This window comes from Streptomyces sp. NBC_01255 (assembly GCF_036226445.1).
In the GTDB taxonomy this organism is placed as follows: Bacteria; Actinomycetota; Actinomycetes; order Streptomycetales; family Streptomycetaceae; genus Streptomyces.
This window is the reverse complement of the sequence record NZ_CP108474.1, coordinates 3,806,793-3,821,720: the sequence shown is the minus strand read 5'-3', so window position 1 is coordinate 3,821,720 and position 14,928 is coordinate 3,806,793. Positions and strand designations below refer to the sequence as shown.

Annotated in this window: 9 protein-coding genes; 6 read left to right on the top strand and 3 right to left on the bottom strand. The window is 72.7% G+C overall.

The window, feature by feature from the left end:
• Positions 1-2: 2 nt before the first annotated feature.
• On the bottom strand, positions 3-1,394 hold the full coding sequence (locus OG357_RS16815; RefSeq protein ID WP_329621924.1) for an MFS transporter: 1,392 nt from the start codon (positions 1,392-1,394) through the stop codon (positions 3-5).
• Positions 1,395-1,939: 545 nt separating this feature from the next.
• On the opposite strand from OG357_RS16815, the gene OG357_RS16810 reads away from it, so the two are divergent.
• A complete protein-coding gene (locus OG357_RS16810; RefSeq protein ID WP_329621923.1) occupies positions 1,940-2,869 on the top strand; it encodes a DUF3027 domain-containing protein in 930 nt (309 codons plus the stop codon).
• 165 nt (positions 2,870-3,034) lie between these two features.
• Positions 3,035-6,199, top strand: a complete 3,165-nt coding sequence (locus OG357_RS16805) for a sacsin N-terminal ATP-binding-like domain-containing protein (RefSeq protein ID WP_329621922.1) — start codon at positions 3,035-3,037, stop codon at positions 6,197-6,199.
• A gap of 22 nt (positions 6,200-6,221) precedes the next feature.
• On the opposite strand, the gene OG357_RS16800 is transcribed toward OG357_RS16805, so the two are convergent.
• Positions 6,222-6,755: a DinB family protein gene (locus OG357_RS16800; RefSeq protein WP_329621921.1), complete on the bottom strand. Its 534-nt coding sequence runs from the start codon at positions 6,753-6,755 to the stop codon at positions 6,222-6,224.
• Between the two features lie 959 nt (positions 6,756-7,714).
• Between OG357_RS16800 and OG357_RS16795 the strand changes: the two genes are divergently transcribed.
• From OG357_RS16795 to OG357_RS16780, 4 genes are all read left to right on the top strand, one after another.
• The gene (locus tag OG357_RS16795) at positions 7,715-8,293 is read left to right on the top strand and encodes an HD domain-containing protein (RefSeq protein WP_329621920.1); all 579 of its coding nucleotides are present in this window, start codon (positions 7,715-7,717) and stop codon (positions 8,291-8,293) included.
• Between the two features lie 691 nt (positions 8,294-8,984).
• Positions 8,985-9,797, top strand: a complete 813-nt coding sequence (locus OG357_RS16790; RefSeq protein WP_329621919.1) for a class I SAM-dependent methyltransferase — start codon at positions 8,985-8,987, stop codon at positions 9,795-9,797.
• A 98-nt stretch (positions 9,798-9,895) separates the two neighbouring features.
• Positions 9,896-10,600, top strand: coding sequence for an ABC transporter ATP-binding protein (locus tag OG357_RS16785; protein ID WP_329621918.1), 705 nt, complete (start codon positions 9,896-9,898; stop codon positions 10,598-10,600).
• A complete protein-coding gene (locus tag OG357_RS16780) occupies positions 10,597-12,831 on the top strand; it encodes an ABC transporter permease (RefSeq protein ID WP_329621917.1) in 2,235 nt (744 codons plus the stop codon). Before OG357_RS16785 ends, OG357_RS16780 begins: the two co-directional genes overlap by 4 nt.
• Position 12,832: 1 nt before the next feature.
• On the opposite strand, the gene OG357_RS16775 is transcribed toward OG357_RS16780, so the two are convergent.
• Positions 12,833-14,926 (bottom strand): protein kinase domain-containing protein, encoded by a 2,094-nt coding sequence (locus tag OG357_RS16775; protein WP_329621916.1) that lies wholly within the window; start codon positions 14,924-14,926, stop codon positions 12,833-12,835.
• Between the last annotated feature and the right edge of the window lie 2 nt (positions 14,927-14,928).

Below are 14,928 nucleotides of genomic sequence, written 5' to 3'. Positions count from 1 at the left end.
TACTACGCCACCCGCGCCTTCGAGCGGCCCTGTGGGCCCGGCGGGCCGCCCGGGCGGCGGCGGGCCGCCGCGAGCAGGCCCCGTACGGCGAGGAGCGCGCCCAGCGCCAGGATCCCGGCCGCCACGGCCATGCCCAGCTGTCCGTTCAGCGGCAGCGAGATGCCGATCGCTCCGCCCACCACCCACGCCATCTGCAGCGCCGTCTCCGAGCGCGCGAACGCCGACGTCCGCACCACCTCCGGCACGTCCCGCTGGATCAGCGCGTCCAGGGACAGCTTCGACAGGGCCTGCGTGAGGCCCGCGACCGCGCCGAGGACGGCGACCATCGCGCCGCCGAAGAAGATCGCCGCGCAGATCGCCGTACCGCACACCACGGTGATCATCGTGGCGATGATCACCTCGGGCCCGTGACCCCGGTCGCGCAGGAGTGAGCCGACCGCCGTGCCGCACGCGTTCCCCACGCCCGCCGCCACGCCCACGATCCCCAGGGAGACGGCGGCGCTCTGCCCCGACAGCGGATGCTCGCGCAGCAGGAACGCCAGGAAGAAGATCAGGAAACCCGACAGCATGCGCTGCGCCGCGTTCGCCTCCAGGCCGTGCAGGACGGACGGGCCGACCGTCCGCAGGCTCGGTTTCCGCTCGCCGTGCGTCAGCAGGTGCGCCCGCCGTTCACCCTTCGCCGAGTCCACCTTCGGCGGCATCCGCAGCGCCCAGAACGTCCCGAGCAGGAACAGCGTGCACGCCCCGTACAGCGGATACCGGGGCCCGATCAGCTGGAGCCCCGCCCCGATGGGCGCGGCGATCCCGGTGGCGAGCAGCCCGGCGAGGGTGACCCGGGAGTTCGCCTTCACGAGGGAGAACTTCGGTGGGAGCAGGCGCGGGACGACCGCGCTGCGCACCACCCCGTACGCCTTCGAGGCGACCAGCACGCCCAGCGCCGCCGGGTACAGCTCCACGCTGCCGGTGGCGACCGCGCCCGACATCATGATCGCCAGGACGGCGCGGGTCAGCATCGCGCCCGCCATCGCCGCGCGCCTGCCGTGCGGGATGCGGTCCAGGAGCGGGCCGATCACCGGGGCGAGCAGGACGAAGGGGGCCATGGTGACGGCGAGGTAGAGGGCGACGCGGCCGCGGGCCTCGTCGGTGGGCACGGAGAAGAAGACGGTGGAGGCGAGGGCGACGGTGATCATGACGTCGCCGGCGCCGTTCACGGCGTGCAGCTCGATCAGTTTGCCGAGCCCCGACTCGCCCGCGCCATGGGCGTGGGTGGCCTTCCGGATGCCTTTCGCGGTCCCGGTGAAGGGCAGGTGCAGGGCGCGTCCGACCGCCCGGCCCGCTCGGCTGAGCGGTCCGGCATGATCTTCGGATCGTGCGGGGGACCGTGCGGCTGCCACTCCGTCATAGTGCCCCACCGGCGCGCCGGACGAACCGTGGCGCGGCGAACGGCGGTGCGTCGGCCCGCCCGGGGAACGGGGCTGCCGGGGCCGCGCGAGGACCCTTCGGGCCGCCCTCGGACCGCCCCGGACCGCCCCCCGGCCCCCTTCCGGTCGCTCCCGGCCTCTTTCCGACCGCACCCGAACCCCCTTCCGGCGGCCCCCGAATTCTCTTCCGACCGCCCCCGAATCCTCTTCCGGACGCCGTCGAACCCCCTTCCGACCGTCCCCGGACCGTCCGCGATCCGGGCCACTTGAGGCGGGCAGGTGGGCGGAGGCCCGCGAACGGGGTAGCGTGCGTAGCGCGTCACCGGCGGAAGTTCTCGGCCGCGCGCCTCTTCGGCATCCCGCAGAATGGATGGTGATAGGTGTGCCCGAGACACGCGAGACAAGTCGGGTGCGGACGTCGATGCGGCCCTCAGGTCCGCTCCGCCCGCCGCCCGTGGCTTCGCTTTCGCCCCTCGGCCGGCGCACCCGTGAGACGGCGTAGGAGAGAAGCGAGACCTGTGAGTGCTGCGACGACGCGAAGCGGTGCCCCGCGTACCCCGCGAGCCACGCGTACCCCCGACCGCCTGTGCGTCGAGGCGGTAGACCTCGCGCGGGAGGCCGCCGAGGAGGCGGCCGCGCCCGGCAAGGTGGGCGCACACGTCGAGGTCGTCGCGGAGGGCGACCGGGTCGTCACGCACTTCTTCGCGTGCGAGGAGCCCGGCTACCGCGGCTGGCGCTGGGCGGTGACGGTCACCCGCGCCTCCCGCGCCAAGAACATCACGCTTGACGAAACCGTCCTGCTGCCCGGCGCCGACGCGCTCCTCGCCCCCGAGTGGGTGCCGTGGAGCGAGCGCCTCCGCCCCGGCGACATGGGCCCCGGCGACCTGCTGCCCACCGAGCAGGACGACCTGCGCCTGGAGCCCGGGTACTCGGGCGAGGACGCGCCGCCGCCGAACTCGGCGGTCTCGGAGGAGCTGGCGGACCACCTCGACGTCGAGGACGCCGAGATCGTCTCCCGTACGCCCTCGCGCGGCGCGATCGCCTCGGTCGCCGAGGAGCTCGGCATGCGCCGGGCCCGGGTCCTCTCCCGCTACGGCCTGCACGTGGCCGCGGACCGCTGGGACGAGAGCTTCGGCGCCAAGACCCCGATGGCGCAGGCGGCACCCGCGTCCTGCGACTCCTGCGCGTTCCTGGTGCCGCTCGCCGGCTCCCTGAAGCAGGCCTTCGGCGTCTGCGCCAACGAGTTCTCCCCGGCGGACGGCCGGGTCGTCTCCCTCGCGTACGGCTGCGGGGGCCACTCGGAGGCCGCGGTCATGCCGAAGCCCCCGCGCCCGGCGCCCCCGGTCCTCGACTCGATGGCCGCGGACGTCTTCCCGCTCCGCCCGGCCAAGGACTCCGGCTCGACGACGGAGCCCGACGACTCCTCCGAGGACCTGGGTCACTCGTAGGGTCTGTCCACCCCCGTTCCCTCCCCGGGATGTGCTTCCGCGCGCCCCGGGGCGGGGTCGTGCCCCGGCGGCCGGGGCGGGGCGGAGCGCGGTACCTTTCGGGCCCCGGACCTTCGGGTCCGGCCGTGTCACCTCCTGATCAGCCCGTGATCACCGCCCCGCAGAGTGGAGTCAGACGTGAGCGTCAGCGTCCGGACGACGACCGACGGAACCGATCCCTTCGGCACCGCACGGCTGCGGCGGGGAGTGCTCGACGCCTGGGGCGCCTCGCCCGCCCGGTTCCGTGAGGACGCCAACGCCGAGGAGGACCTCGCGCTCGGCGGCTACCGCGACCGGCTCGTCGTCGAACTCGCCCAGAACGCCGCCGACGCCGCCCACCGCGCCGGCGTCACCGGCCGCCTCCGCCTCACCCTCCACCCCGCGGACGACGAGAGCCCCGCGATCCTCGCCGCCGCCAACACCGGCGCCCCGCTGGACGCCACCGGCGCCGAGTCGCTGTCCACGCTCCGCGCCTCCGCCAAGCGCGAGCAGGGCCCCGGCGCCGTCGGCCGCTTCGGCGTCGGCTTCGCCGCCGTCCTCGCCGTGACCGACGAACCCGCCGTCCTCGGCCGCCACGGCGGCGTCCGCTGGTCCCTCGCCGAGGCCCGCGAACTCGCCGCCGAGTCCGCCCGGTACAGCCCGGGCCTCGGCGACGAACTGCGCCGCAGGGACGGCCACGTACCCCTCCTGCGTCTCCCGCTGCCCGCCGAGGGCACCGCGCCCGACGGCTACGACACGGTCGTCGTCCTCCCGCTGCGCGACACCGCCGCCCTCGACCTGGCCGAGCGGCTCCTCGAAGAGGTCGACGACGCGCTGCTCCTCACGCTCCCCGGTCTCGCGGAGATCGTCGTGGAGACGGCCGAGGGCGTACGAACCCTCCGCCGCTCCGAGGACGACGGTTACGTACGCATCGACGACACGGCGACCGGCACCCACCGCTGGCGGACCGTCTCCCACACCGGTCCCATCGACGCCGAACTCCTCAAGGACCGCCCGGTGGAGGAGCGGCTCCGCCCCCACTGGGCCGTCACCTGGGCCGTACCCGTGGACGCTGAGGGCGCCCCGCGCCACCCCCGCACCGAACCGGTCGTGCACGCCCCCACGCCCACCGACGAGCCGCTCGGCATCCCTGCCCTCCTCATCGCGTCCCTGCCGCTGGACACCGCGCGGCGCCACCCGGCGCCCGGCCCGCTCACCGACTTCCTGGTGCAGCGCGCGGCCGACGCGTACGCCGAACTCCTCGCCGACTGGCACCCGGTGACGACCGCGACCCTCGACCTCGTACCCGGCCCGCTCGGCAAGGGCCCGCTCGACGGGGCGCTGCGCGAGGCGATCCTCGACCGGCTGCCGAGGGTCGCGTTCCTGGCGCCGGCGGCCCCCTCCGAAGAGCTGCCTGCGCTCCGCCCGATCGAGGCGGAGGTGGCGGAGGGCGCGGGCGCGGAGACCGTCGACGTACTCGCCGAGGTCTTCCCGACCCTTCTCCCGGCAGGCCTGGAGCGGCGCCCCGAACTGCGCACGCTCGGCGTGGGCCGCGTACCCCTGACGGAGGCGATCGACCGCCTGGCGGGCGTGGACAGGGCCCCGACGTGGTGGTGGCGGCTGTACGACTCCCTCGCGGGCGTCGACCCGGACCGCCTGACGGGCCTCCCGGTGCCGCTCGCGAACGACGCCGACGCCGACTCCGACTCCGGCGAAGACGTCCGGATCCGCACGACGATCGGCCCGCGCCAGGTCCTGCTCCCGCAGGACCGGACCCCGGCCGAACTGACCCGCCTCGGCCTGAAGGTGGCGCATCCGGAGGCGGCGCACCCGCTTCTGGAGAAGCTGGGCGCCCTGCCCGCCACGCCCCGCGCGGTCCTGACGACCCCGCAGGTACGGGCGGCGGTAGCGGCCTCGCTCGACGCGGGCGAGATCTGGGACGAGGACGCGGACACCCTCGACGCGGAGGAACTGGCGGAGACGGTCCTCACCCTGGTCAGGGATGCGGAACTCGACCCGGGCGAGGAGCCGTGGCTCGGCGCGCTAGCCCTCCCCGACGAGGACGGCGAACTCTCCCCGGCGGGCGAGCTGGTCCTCCCGGGCTCCGCTTTCGCGTCGGTGATGCGCGAGGACGAACTGCCCTTCGTCGACGGGGACCTGGCATCCCGCTGGGGCGAACGCCCCTTGGCGGCCTGCGGAGTCCTGTCCAACTTCGCCCTGGTCCGTGCGACCGACCTGGTCCTCGACCCGGACGAGGTCGAGCCCCGGGAGAGCGACTACCCGGAGCCGGACGACGCCGGCCTCCTCGACGCGGTCGACGTGTGGTGCGAGGACGTCCTGGACCGCCTGCCGGAGTCGCCGGTGCCGCCGGTGGCGACGGAGATCGTGGCGGTACGCGATCTGGACCTGGTGGACGACGAAGCCTGGCCGCAGGCGCTGGCCCTCCTGGCGCAGCCCCCGCTCCGTGACGCCCTCACCCAGCCGGTACGGATCCTCCTCCCGGACGGCACGACGGAGACGGTCCGCTCGTACACGGCCTGGTGGCTCCGGGACCACCCGGTCCTGGACGGCCGCCGCCCAGCGGGACTCCGCGCCGAAGGCTCGGACCCGCTCCTCTCCGGCCTGTACGACCCCGCCGACGCGACCGGCTTCGACGACGAGCAGGTCCTGCGGGCGCTGGGCGTCCGCACGTCGGTGGCGGCGCTCCTGGAGGAGCCGGGCGGCGCGGCCGAACTCCTGACCCGCCTGGCGGACCCGGCCCGAGAGGTAACGGCCCCCCAACTCCACGCCCTCTACACGGCGCTGGCGGACATGGACCCGGACCAGGTGACGCTCCCGGACGAGCTGCGGGCGGTAGTGGACGGGCAACTGGCCGTCGTGGACGCGGCGGAAGCCCTGGTGGCGGACGCCCCGGACCTCCTCCCCCTCACGGGCGACACGCCACTGCTCCCGGTGGCCCCGTCCCGCGCGGCCGACCTGGCGGAACTGTTCCAGGTCCGCCGCCTGAGCGAGGCGTTCGAGGCGGAGGTGACGACGGTCGGCGAGGAACACGAGGTCCCGCCGTCGGTCCACGCCCTCCTGGGCCCGGCAACCCCTGCCTCGTACATCGAACACGAGGAACTCCGAGCGGGGGGCGTGGAACTGGACTGGCGGGTGACACAGGACGGCATCCTCCACGCCGCCACGCTGGAAGGCGTGGCGGCAGGCCTGGCCTGGTCGGCAGGCCAGTGGCCCCGCCGCTTCGAGGTGGCGGCCCTCCTGGAGGACCCGTCGAGGACGGCGGAACTGGCAAGGGACCGCTGGTTCGACTGACCGACGTCTCCGGAGCGGGCGATCACCGCTGAGCGGTGGTGCTCGCTCCGTCGAGGGCCTCCCGGATGATGTCCGCGTGCCCGGCGTGCTGCGCCGTCTCCCTGAGGAGGTGCAGCAGGATCCGGCGAACGGACCAGTAGACGGTCTCGGGCGGGGACCAGGGAGTCCGGGGGAGGGGCACGGTCCGATCCAGATCGGGCAGACCGCCCAAGGCCTCCTCGGTCATCCGGACGCCGGAGGCGTACTGCTCCAACAACCCGCCGAGCGTCTCGCCGTCGACCATGCGGTACTGCTCCATGTCGAGCATGCCGTCCGGCAGCTCCCCGTCCCCCTTGACGAGGATCTGCGTCCACACGTGATGCCCGCGGGCGATGTGCTTGACGATCCCACCCAAGGTGAGATCGCTGACGGTCGTACGCTGCGCGGCCTGGACGTCGGTGATGCCGCGCACGGTGATGAGCAGCAACTCGCGCTGCTCGGCGAGCGCACGCAGCAGCTCACCGAGCTCTCCGGGAGGGAACGAGACGGAGCCTTCGGCTTCGGGTGAAGTGGTCATGGCCCGACGGTAGGAGGGAAATAGGTCAGTAGCTGACCGCGACGCCTCGGGCGGGGTTCTGGGGGCGAAGGGTTCTTGAGACCTTCTGGTGGGACCGCCCTCTTTCCGAGAGTCGCAGCTTCCACCACCGCGTCAAGGGCGCCTACGGCGTCGCGATGCGATGGCCTACGGCCACCCTTGACCCGGCGCCGGAAGCTGCGCAAAAACTCTCGGAGGGCGGTCCGGGGCCGGGGTCACGCGGGGGCTTCGGGCATTGGCGGGGGCCGGAGGGCGCCCGCCGGGCCGGTGGGGTGGGGCTTGGTTAGCGGCCGGGGCGAGTGGGTCCGCTGGGTTTGGTTCGCGGTGCGCGGCCGTTGCATGGGGCAGTCGGGCCTGGCTAAGCGGCGGACGTCCGTCCCTTGGCGGGGATTCAGGCCCGGCTGGTCACTCCCGGTGGGTGGAGAGGTGACTAACGTGCGGCTACTCCGAGTAACAGCCCCCGAGATATCCCCCAAAGGGGGCACATCACCCTTATCGGTCGGAGAAAGTGCACCAATGTCTCACCGCCAGCCCCCCAACCCCGACCACGCACCACCCACGCCCTCCACCCACCGGGAGTGACCAGCGGGGCCTGAATCCCCAACTCCCCACCGGCCGCGACCCGCTAAGCCAAGCCGGGCCGCCCCATTCAACAACCGCGCACCCTGAGCCGACCGGAAGAGGCTCACTCACCCCCGCTACGAACCCACGTACGGGATGCACCACGCCCCGGGATACGTCGATCTGTACGCCCACACCCTGTGGGCCCTGCTGGCGGGGCACCCATGGCTGCCCCAGGCGTCGGCATCGCTTGCGCGGGACTTGGCAGAGCGTACGGGCCGGCTGTTGGACGAGGGTGTCGCATCCGAAAGATCTCGTCATGAACTCAACACCGTGTATTACGTTTTGCGTGATCGCAGCTGAGAACCGGAGGTCACCGCATGGCAGACGAGACGGCGAACGCGCAGGGCACGGCCGGGTTCATCTTCGAGATGGGGGTGCTCAAGAATGCCAAGCGCACCGGGTGGTGGTTCACCGGCAACAACAACCCCGAGTCGATCGCCGAGCATTCGTTCCGCGTCGGCGTCATCGGGGCCGTGCTCGCCATGATGGAGGGCGTGGATCCGGCCAAGGTCGCCTTGATGTGTCTGTTCCACGACACGCAGGAGACCCGGATCGGCGACATCCCGCACATCGGCCGCCGCTACATCGACGCGGCCACGAACCAGACCGTCACCGCGGATCAGGTGTCCGCCGCGCATCCGGCGGTGAAGGCCGGGGTCCAGCGGGTCGTCGACGAGTACGAGGCCAATGACAGCCCCGAGGCAATCGTGGCCAAGGACGCGGACAAGCTGGAGTGCCTCGTGCAGGCTGTGGAGTACCGGGCGCAGGGCAACACCCTGGTCCAGGACTGGATCGACACCTCACTCGGCAGTCTGAAGACGGCGTCCGCGCAGGCCCTCGCCGAAGCCGCGCTCACGATGTCGCCGCTGGAGTGGCGCAAGACGTTCCTGAGGTGAACTCATCGCCCCGCTTGCTGGGGGAGGTCCTGGGGGTGGGGGTATCTGGTGGGCTTCTGGTGGGGCCGCCCTCTTTCCGAGTGTGGCGGCCTCCACCACCGCGTCAAGGGGGGGCCTGTTACTCGGAGTAGTTGCGGGTGAGTCATCTCTCCACCCGCCGGGAGTGACCTGCCGGGCTTGAATCCCAGCCCAGGGGCGGGCGTTCGCCGCTAAGCCACGCCCGACTGCCCCATTCAACGGCCGCGCACCCCGAACCGACCGATAGAGACCCACCCGCCCTGGCTGCGAACCGAGCCCCCACCCACCGGCCCGACGGTCGCTCTCCGACCCCCGCCGATGCCCGGGCCCCTGGCGTGACCCCGGTCCCACCAGAAGCTCATCGGAAACGCCCACCCGCTGGAGCCCCGCCCGGCAGCCGGGTGCCGTCGCGCCGTTCTGGTGGTGTCCGAGCGGAGCCGTAGACTCCGGACGATTCTGGCGCTGGAAGTACATGGCCCCGAACTGGGCCGCACCCGCCCTCTCCGCGGCCGACTTCGTCGACGTGCGCTGACGGTCTAAAGCCGGTCCTGAGGTCCTCGCCGGGGCGCGGTCGGCCGCGTCACCCGGGCAGGTTCCTGGAGTACCGACTCTCCCCCGGGCGATCAGCCGACCGAGACCGCCAGTTCCCGTGATTCACCCTTACGGTATTACCGTGGAAATCGGCGAACGTCTCCTTCACAGCTCGTCGTTCGGCGCCGCGGCTGCCGCATACGCCGAGCACCGTCCCGACTACGCGCAGGCCGCCGTGCGCTGGGCGCTGGAGACCGCGCCAGGGCCCCGGGTCCTCGACCTCGGCGCCGGAACCGGCAAGCTGACCGCCACGCTGGTCGCGCTGGGCGTCGACGTCATCGCGGTCGAGCCCGACCCGGCGATGCTGGCCGAACTGCGCCGCGCGCTGCCGACCGTCCGCGCCCTGCCCGGCAGCGCCGAGTCGATTCCGCTGCCGGACGGGTCCGTCGACGCCGTGCTGGCCGGGAACGCCATGCACTGGTTCGACATGGCCGTCGCGGGGCCCGAGATCGCGAGGGTCCTCGCACCTGGTGGTGTCCTGGCCGGGCTGTGGAACGTGATGGACGACCAGGTCGACTGGGTCGCCGGGCTCGCGCGGGTCAGCGGGAGCGCGGCCATCGGGCCGCGTGACACGCCCGCCAGTTGGCGTGCCGTGACGGCGGACATGCATCTCCCGAAGGCCGGCGCGGCCGCCTGGTTCGGCTCGCCGGAGCAAGCCGAGTTCCCGCACGGGCAGCTCCGCACCGCCGACTCCCTCGTCGCGACCCTCGCGACGCGCGCGGGGATGCTCGTCATGCCGGAAAGCGAACGCGAGGCCCTGCTCGGGCGGATCCGCGCATTCCTTTCCAGTAGGCCGGAAACCGCCGACGGCGAGTTCACTCTCCCTATGCTGACGGCTGCATTGCGTGTGCGGCGGCTGTCCCGAGCCGTCGACCAGCTGACAGCTGACAGCTGATATCCGCCGTGATGTGACGGACATTCACGTGGTTGCTTGTGGCGTCAATTCCGCCGTGCGAGCGTGATGGATTCTGTCTGCGCTCAGGAGGACCGCTAGTGGCCACGGCACACGGCACGGAATCCATACGGCCCGTTCTGGAGATCGAGGGGCTGACGCATTCCCTCGGTACGCGGGAGCTGTTCACCGACCTCTCCCTGACCCTGCGGGCCGGTGAATCCGTCGCCGTGACCGGCCCGAGCGGATCGGGTAAGAGCACACTGCTTTCCTGCGTACTCGGGCTGATCAAACCGGCGGCGGGGTCCGTGAAGGTGACCGGCACCGACATCGTCGGGCTGCGGCCCGGGCGCCTCGCCATCGTGCGTGCCGAGGCGATCGGCATGGTCTTCCAGTTCGGTGAACTCCTTCCGGAGCTCAGCCCCTTGGACAATGTGATGCTCGCGGCGATGCTCGCCCGTTCCCGCCGGGACGGAGCGCGAGACCGGGCGCAGAAGCTTCTCGACGACCTCGGCGTACCGCAGGCGGCGACGAGTGAGGAGTTGTCCGGCGGTGAGCGGCAGCGGACCGCGGTGGCCCGCGCCCTGATCAACGAACCCGCCTTGCTGCTCGCCGACGAGCCGACCGGCGCCCTGGACACGGAAACCCGTGACCGTACCGCCGAGTTGCTCTTCGATCTGCCCCGGCGCTACGCGTGCGGGCTGCTCGTCGTGACCCACGATCCGGGGATCGCCGCACGAGCCGACCGTACGCTGCGGCTCGATGCGGGCACCTTGAAGCCGGTCTCCTCGGGAGCGGCCGTATGACGCTCGCGCGCCGGCTCCTCGCCATCGGGCGCGTGGCCGGCCGCCGTACCGAGGCAGGCGGCGTGCGCTTCGTCGCGCTGTTCCTCGCGACGCTCGTCCTCGGGCTCGGCCTGGGCAGCCTCGTCGCCGTCCATGCCGTGTACGCGGGCAAGGAGGAGCGTCGGGTGGCCAGGGAGCCCGTGATCGGCTCCGACGGGGCCGGGGAGCGCGTGGCCGACGCTACGGCGTGGTTGGAGCGATACGACTCGCTCGCCGGTGAACGTCAGTTCACCGTCGTGCACTTGGCCCCTCACCGCGGGGACGCGCCACTGCCGCCCGGGCTGGACCGCTGGCCGGAACCGGGCCAGGTGTTCCTGTCGCCGGAGCTGCGGAGGGCGGGCGCCGGCGAGGACATCGACCATCGCTACGGCCGGCTGGCCGGCACGATCGGCGAGGAAGGGCTGGACGAGCCGTCCGAATGGCTCGCCTACGTCCGCCCGCGCGACGGACTGAGCGCTGGCGGGCAGGTCGAAGTCGTCACCGGGTTCGGTCCTTCGGCCGGAGGCGGGTGGGCCGGCGGGGACTTCGGCATGGGGGGAAGCAACGACAAGTCCGAGTGGATGTTCCAGGCCGTCGTCATCGGACTGCTCGTCCTGCCCGCCTCCGTCCTGCTGGTCGTCGCGGCACGCACCGGTGCGCACGCCCGAGACCGCAGGACCGCGCTCGTCGCCGCACTCGGCGGACGACGGACCGACCGCGCCCTGATCGCCGTGGGCGAGGCCGGGCCCGCGGCCGTACTCGGCGCGGTGATCGGTGCCGCAGCGGTCGGTGGAGCCTTACTGCGTGACCTGCGCATCCCGCACGCCGACTACATCCTTTCCTCCTCCCACCTTCGCGCGTACGGCTGGTCCGCCGCCGTACTCGCGCCCCTCGCGGCACTCCTGATCGTCCTGACGGCCGTGGTCCTCGCGGACCTCGCGCCCCGCCGGGGCACGTCCGGGACCCGGCCGCGCAGTACTTCCCGCAGCGCCTGGCTGCCCCGGCTGGCCGTGCTGTGCCCGCTCTGGATCCTCCTGGCGGTGTACGGCCCCGGGTTCGCTCCGGCTCCCCCTTTGCGCATGCTCGTCAGCTGGGTGGGCATCGCCGGTACGGTCCTGACGCTGCCGGCCGCCCTCGCGACCGTCGTCGCCAAGGCCGGAGTCCTGCTCGCCCGCCGGGCACGGGCGCACCACCTGCCGGGAACGCTCGTAGCGGGGCGGCGCAGCAGCGCGCATCCCGGCGCGACGGCCCGGCTCGTCGCCGGTGTCTCGATCGCTCTCATCGTGCTCATGCAGGCCATCGCGTGGCAGGGGATCTTCGGGTCACAGGCCAGCGATGAACAGCGAGCCATGGACCACATGGACCGCAGCACCGTCAGTGTGAGCATCGACGGCGATGTGTCCGCATCCGACGTGGCCGACTTCACCACCCGCGTCCCGGAGGCCGAGGCTGTCCTGCTGACGCATCGCAGTGGCGCCGAGGGGCGGGGGGACGTGACCGTGTACGGCGACTGCGCCGCCTTGACCGCCCTGCGTCTGTCCTGCCCCGCGCGCGAGGCGCGCGTGGGTGGGATCCCGCAGGACTCGCGGTTGTTCGAGCTGTTCCGGTGGACCTCCTACGGGTTTTCGCCGTTGGTGATCCGCCGTGCCGACGCCCGGACGCTGACGGAGCGCGCCGCTTCCGGCGACGCCGAGCAGCCGGTCCTCGCCCTCGTGCGGCGGGACGGACGGCCGCTCTCCGTGCCCGCTCTCAAGCGGATGTCCCACGAGGTGTTCCCGCGCGGCGCGGCCGTCAGTGCCCCGGGCGGGGAGTCCGGGGGTGCTCACAACCGTGACCAAGGCCGCTGGAGCGCCCTGTTCGGGATGGTCGGTATCGCCGTACTCGTCATGGCCGCGGGCCTCAGCGCCATGGCGGAGTTCCTGCGGCAGGGCCGCGCTCTCGCGCCCCTGTCCGTACTCACGGGTGGGCTGCGCGTCTTCCGTACGAGCGCGGCGTGGGCGGTCCTCGCCCCGCTTGCCCTTGCCGGAACCGCGGGCGTCGCGGTCGCGACCGCCCTCGCGGCGCCGATCACGAACAGCGACGAGTCCCACGTCACCGCCGGGCTGATCCTGTCGGCGACCGGCGTCGTCCTTGTCGTCAGCGTGGTGCTGTGGGCCTGGGCCTCCCGTGTCGCCGTCCGTCAGGCCCAGGCGTGGCGGCCCAGCGGGGACTGAATCATCCGGCGGCGGTGGAAGGGGCCTTCGCCCGAGGGGGCGTGGCCGTCTGCGGCGCGAGGAACGAGTGGATCCAGGCCTGGTAGGCCGGCGCGACGATGACATCGCCGAGGACGACGGGTGCAGGGATGGCGAGGGTGGCCCTGGCCGAAGGGCCGGGTTCGGATCCTCCTTGAGGAGCCTTCTGCTGCCACAGCGCGCCCCCGGTGTGCCGGTCCAGGGCGATGACCGTGCCGTCCTGGGTGGTGAAGTGGATGCGGTCGCCTTCCACCGTCGGGGCCGAGAAGCGGTGGTGGAGCGTGCTGGAGGCCCACAGGCGCCGCCCGGTGGCGATGTCGTACGCGCTGATGACGCCGCCGCGATGGCTGTAGAACACCTCGCCCACGATGTCCAGCATGCGCTCGGGGACGGCCAGGTCCGTCGTCCTCTCACCCCCGCGCTCCGGGTCGAGCCGGACGAGCTTCGTCACGCCTCCCCTGTAGGTGAGGAAGTACAGGAAGCCCTCACCGGACACCCTGGCGAAGCCGGTTCCCTTGGGGACGTCCTGGCGCCAGATGAGGTGGCCGTCACCCTGGCTGATCTCGCCGACCTCCGTGGGAAGGCCGGATTCGGTGATCTTCATGACGTAGACGCTCTGCGGCGGGGAGCCCTTCGGCGAGGGGAGCAGGACCCAGTCCGATGAGGCGGTCCACCGGGGAGAGATCCCGTCCGGGTTCCACGCCGACATGCTTCCGCCGTGAGCGCAGACGATGAGCTCGGCGGCGAGGCCGCACTCCTTCGCCCCGGGGATCACTCGCTCGTTCTGCGGCTTTCCCGTCTCCACGTCGTATGCCTGGATCTTGTACGCGTGCTGGGACCCGTTCTCCTGGTAGGCGCCGACCAGAACGGTCCAGCGCGTCGTGCCCAGGATTGCCGACCCCTGCCCTCCGGGGCCGGTCTGTCGCCAGAGCACCTTTCCCGAGCGGGGGTCCAGACGTGCCAGCTGTGCCCGATCGTCCGTGCACCAGAGGGCCGAGGCCTCGTAGCGGCAGTCGGTCATCTCGCGTGGCGGGCCCTGGTCCGTACGCAGCTGTGTCACCCACGGCTTCCAGCCCGGCATCCGCACCGGCGCGGACGTCGGTCCGGATGACGGGGTGCCGGCCGTGGCGAGCGGTTTCCGGGGGCTTTCGCCGCCGTCCCCGTTCGGCCACCACGTCCATACGCCGGCGATGAGCGCCGCGCACGCCACCGCGCCCGCCGCGAGCGCGCCCCGGCGCAGTCGGACGCGGCGGGTGTGGGCGAGTTCGGCTTCGCGGGCGGAGGTGCGGTGGGCGCGGCGTTCGCGGCGGGAGGAGAGGAGGGTCAGGAGGGTTTCGGGGGCGGGGCGTTCGGCGGGGTCCTTGCGCAGGCAGGGTTCGACGACGGGGCGGAGGGATTCGGGCAGGCCGGTGAGGTTCGGGTCCTCGTGGACGGCGTTCCAGGCGATCGCGTACGGGGTGTCCGCGTCGAACGGGCCGTGGCCGGTCGCCGCGTAGACGAGGACCGATCCCAGTGCGAAGACGTCGGCGGCCGGTCCCGCGTCACGGGGGGTGCGGAACTGTTCGGGCGCCATGAAGAGGGGTGTTCCCAGGATCTGACCGGTCTGCGTCAGGGCGGTCGCGTCCACGACGCGTGAGATGCCGAAGTCGATGACCCGTGGGCCGTCCTCGGCCAGCAGGATGTTCCCGGGCTTCAGGTCGCGGTGGACCAGGCCCGCGCGGTGGATGTCGCGCAGCGCCTCGCACAGGCCCGACGCCAGTCGCCAGACCTCGTCGGCGGGGAGCGTGCCCCGGTCGTTCACCACGTCGGCGAGCGTGGGGCCTTCGACGTACTGGGTGGCCATCCACGGGGTGGGGCCCGTCGTGTCGGCGTCCAGGACCGGTGCCGTGAACGCGCCGCTCACCTGCCGGGCCGCCTGGACCTCGCGGGCGAACCGTTCGCGGAAGCCGGGCTTCGCCGCGAGGTCCTCGCGGATCACCTTGACGGCGACCGCCCGTCCGGAGGGCGAGTGGGCGAGGTAGACCTCGCCCATGCCGCCGGCTCCCAGCAACTCGGCCACCTGGTAGTGCCCGAGCATCG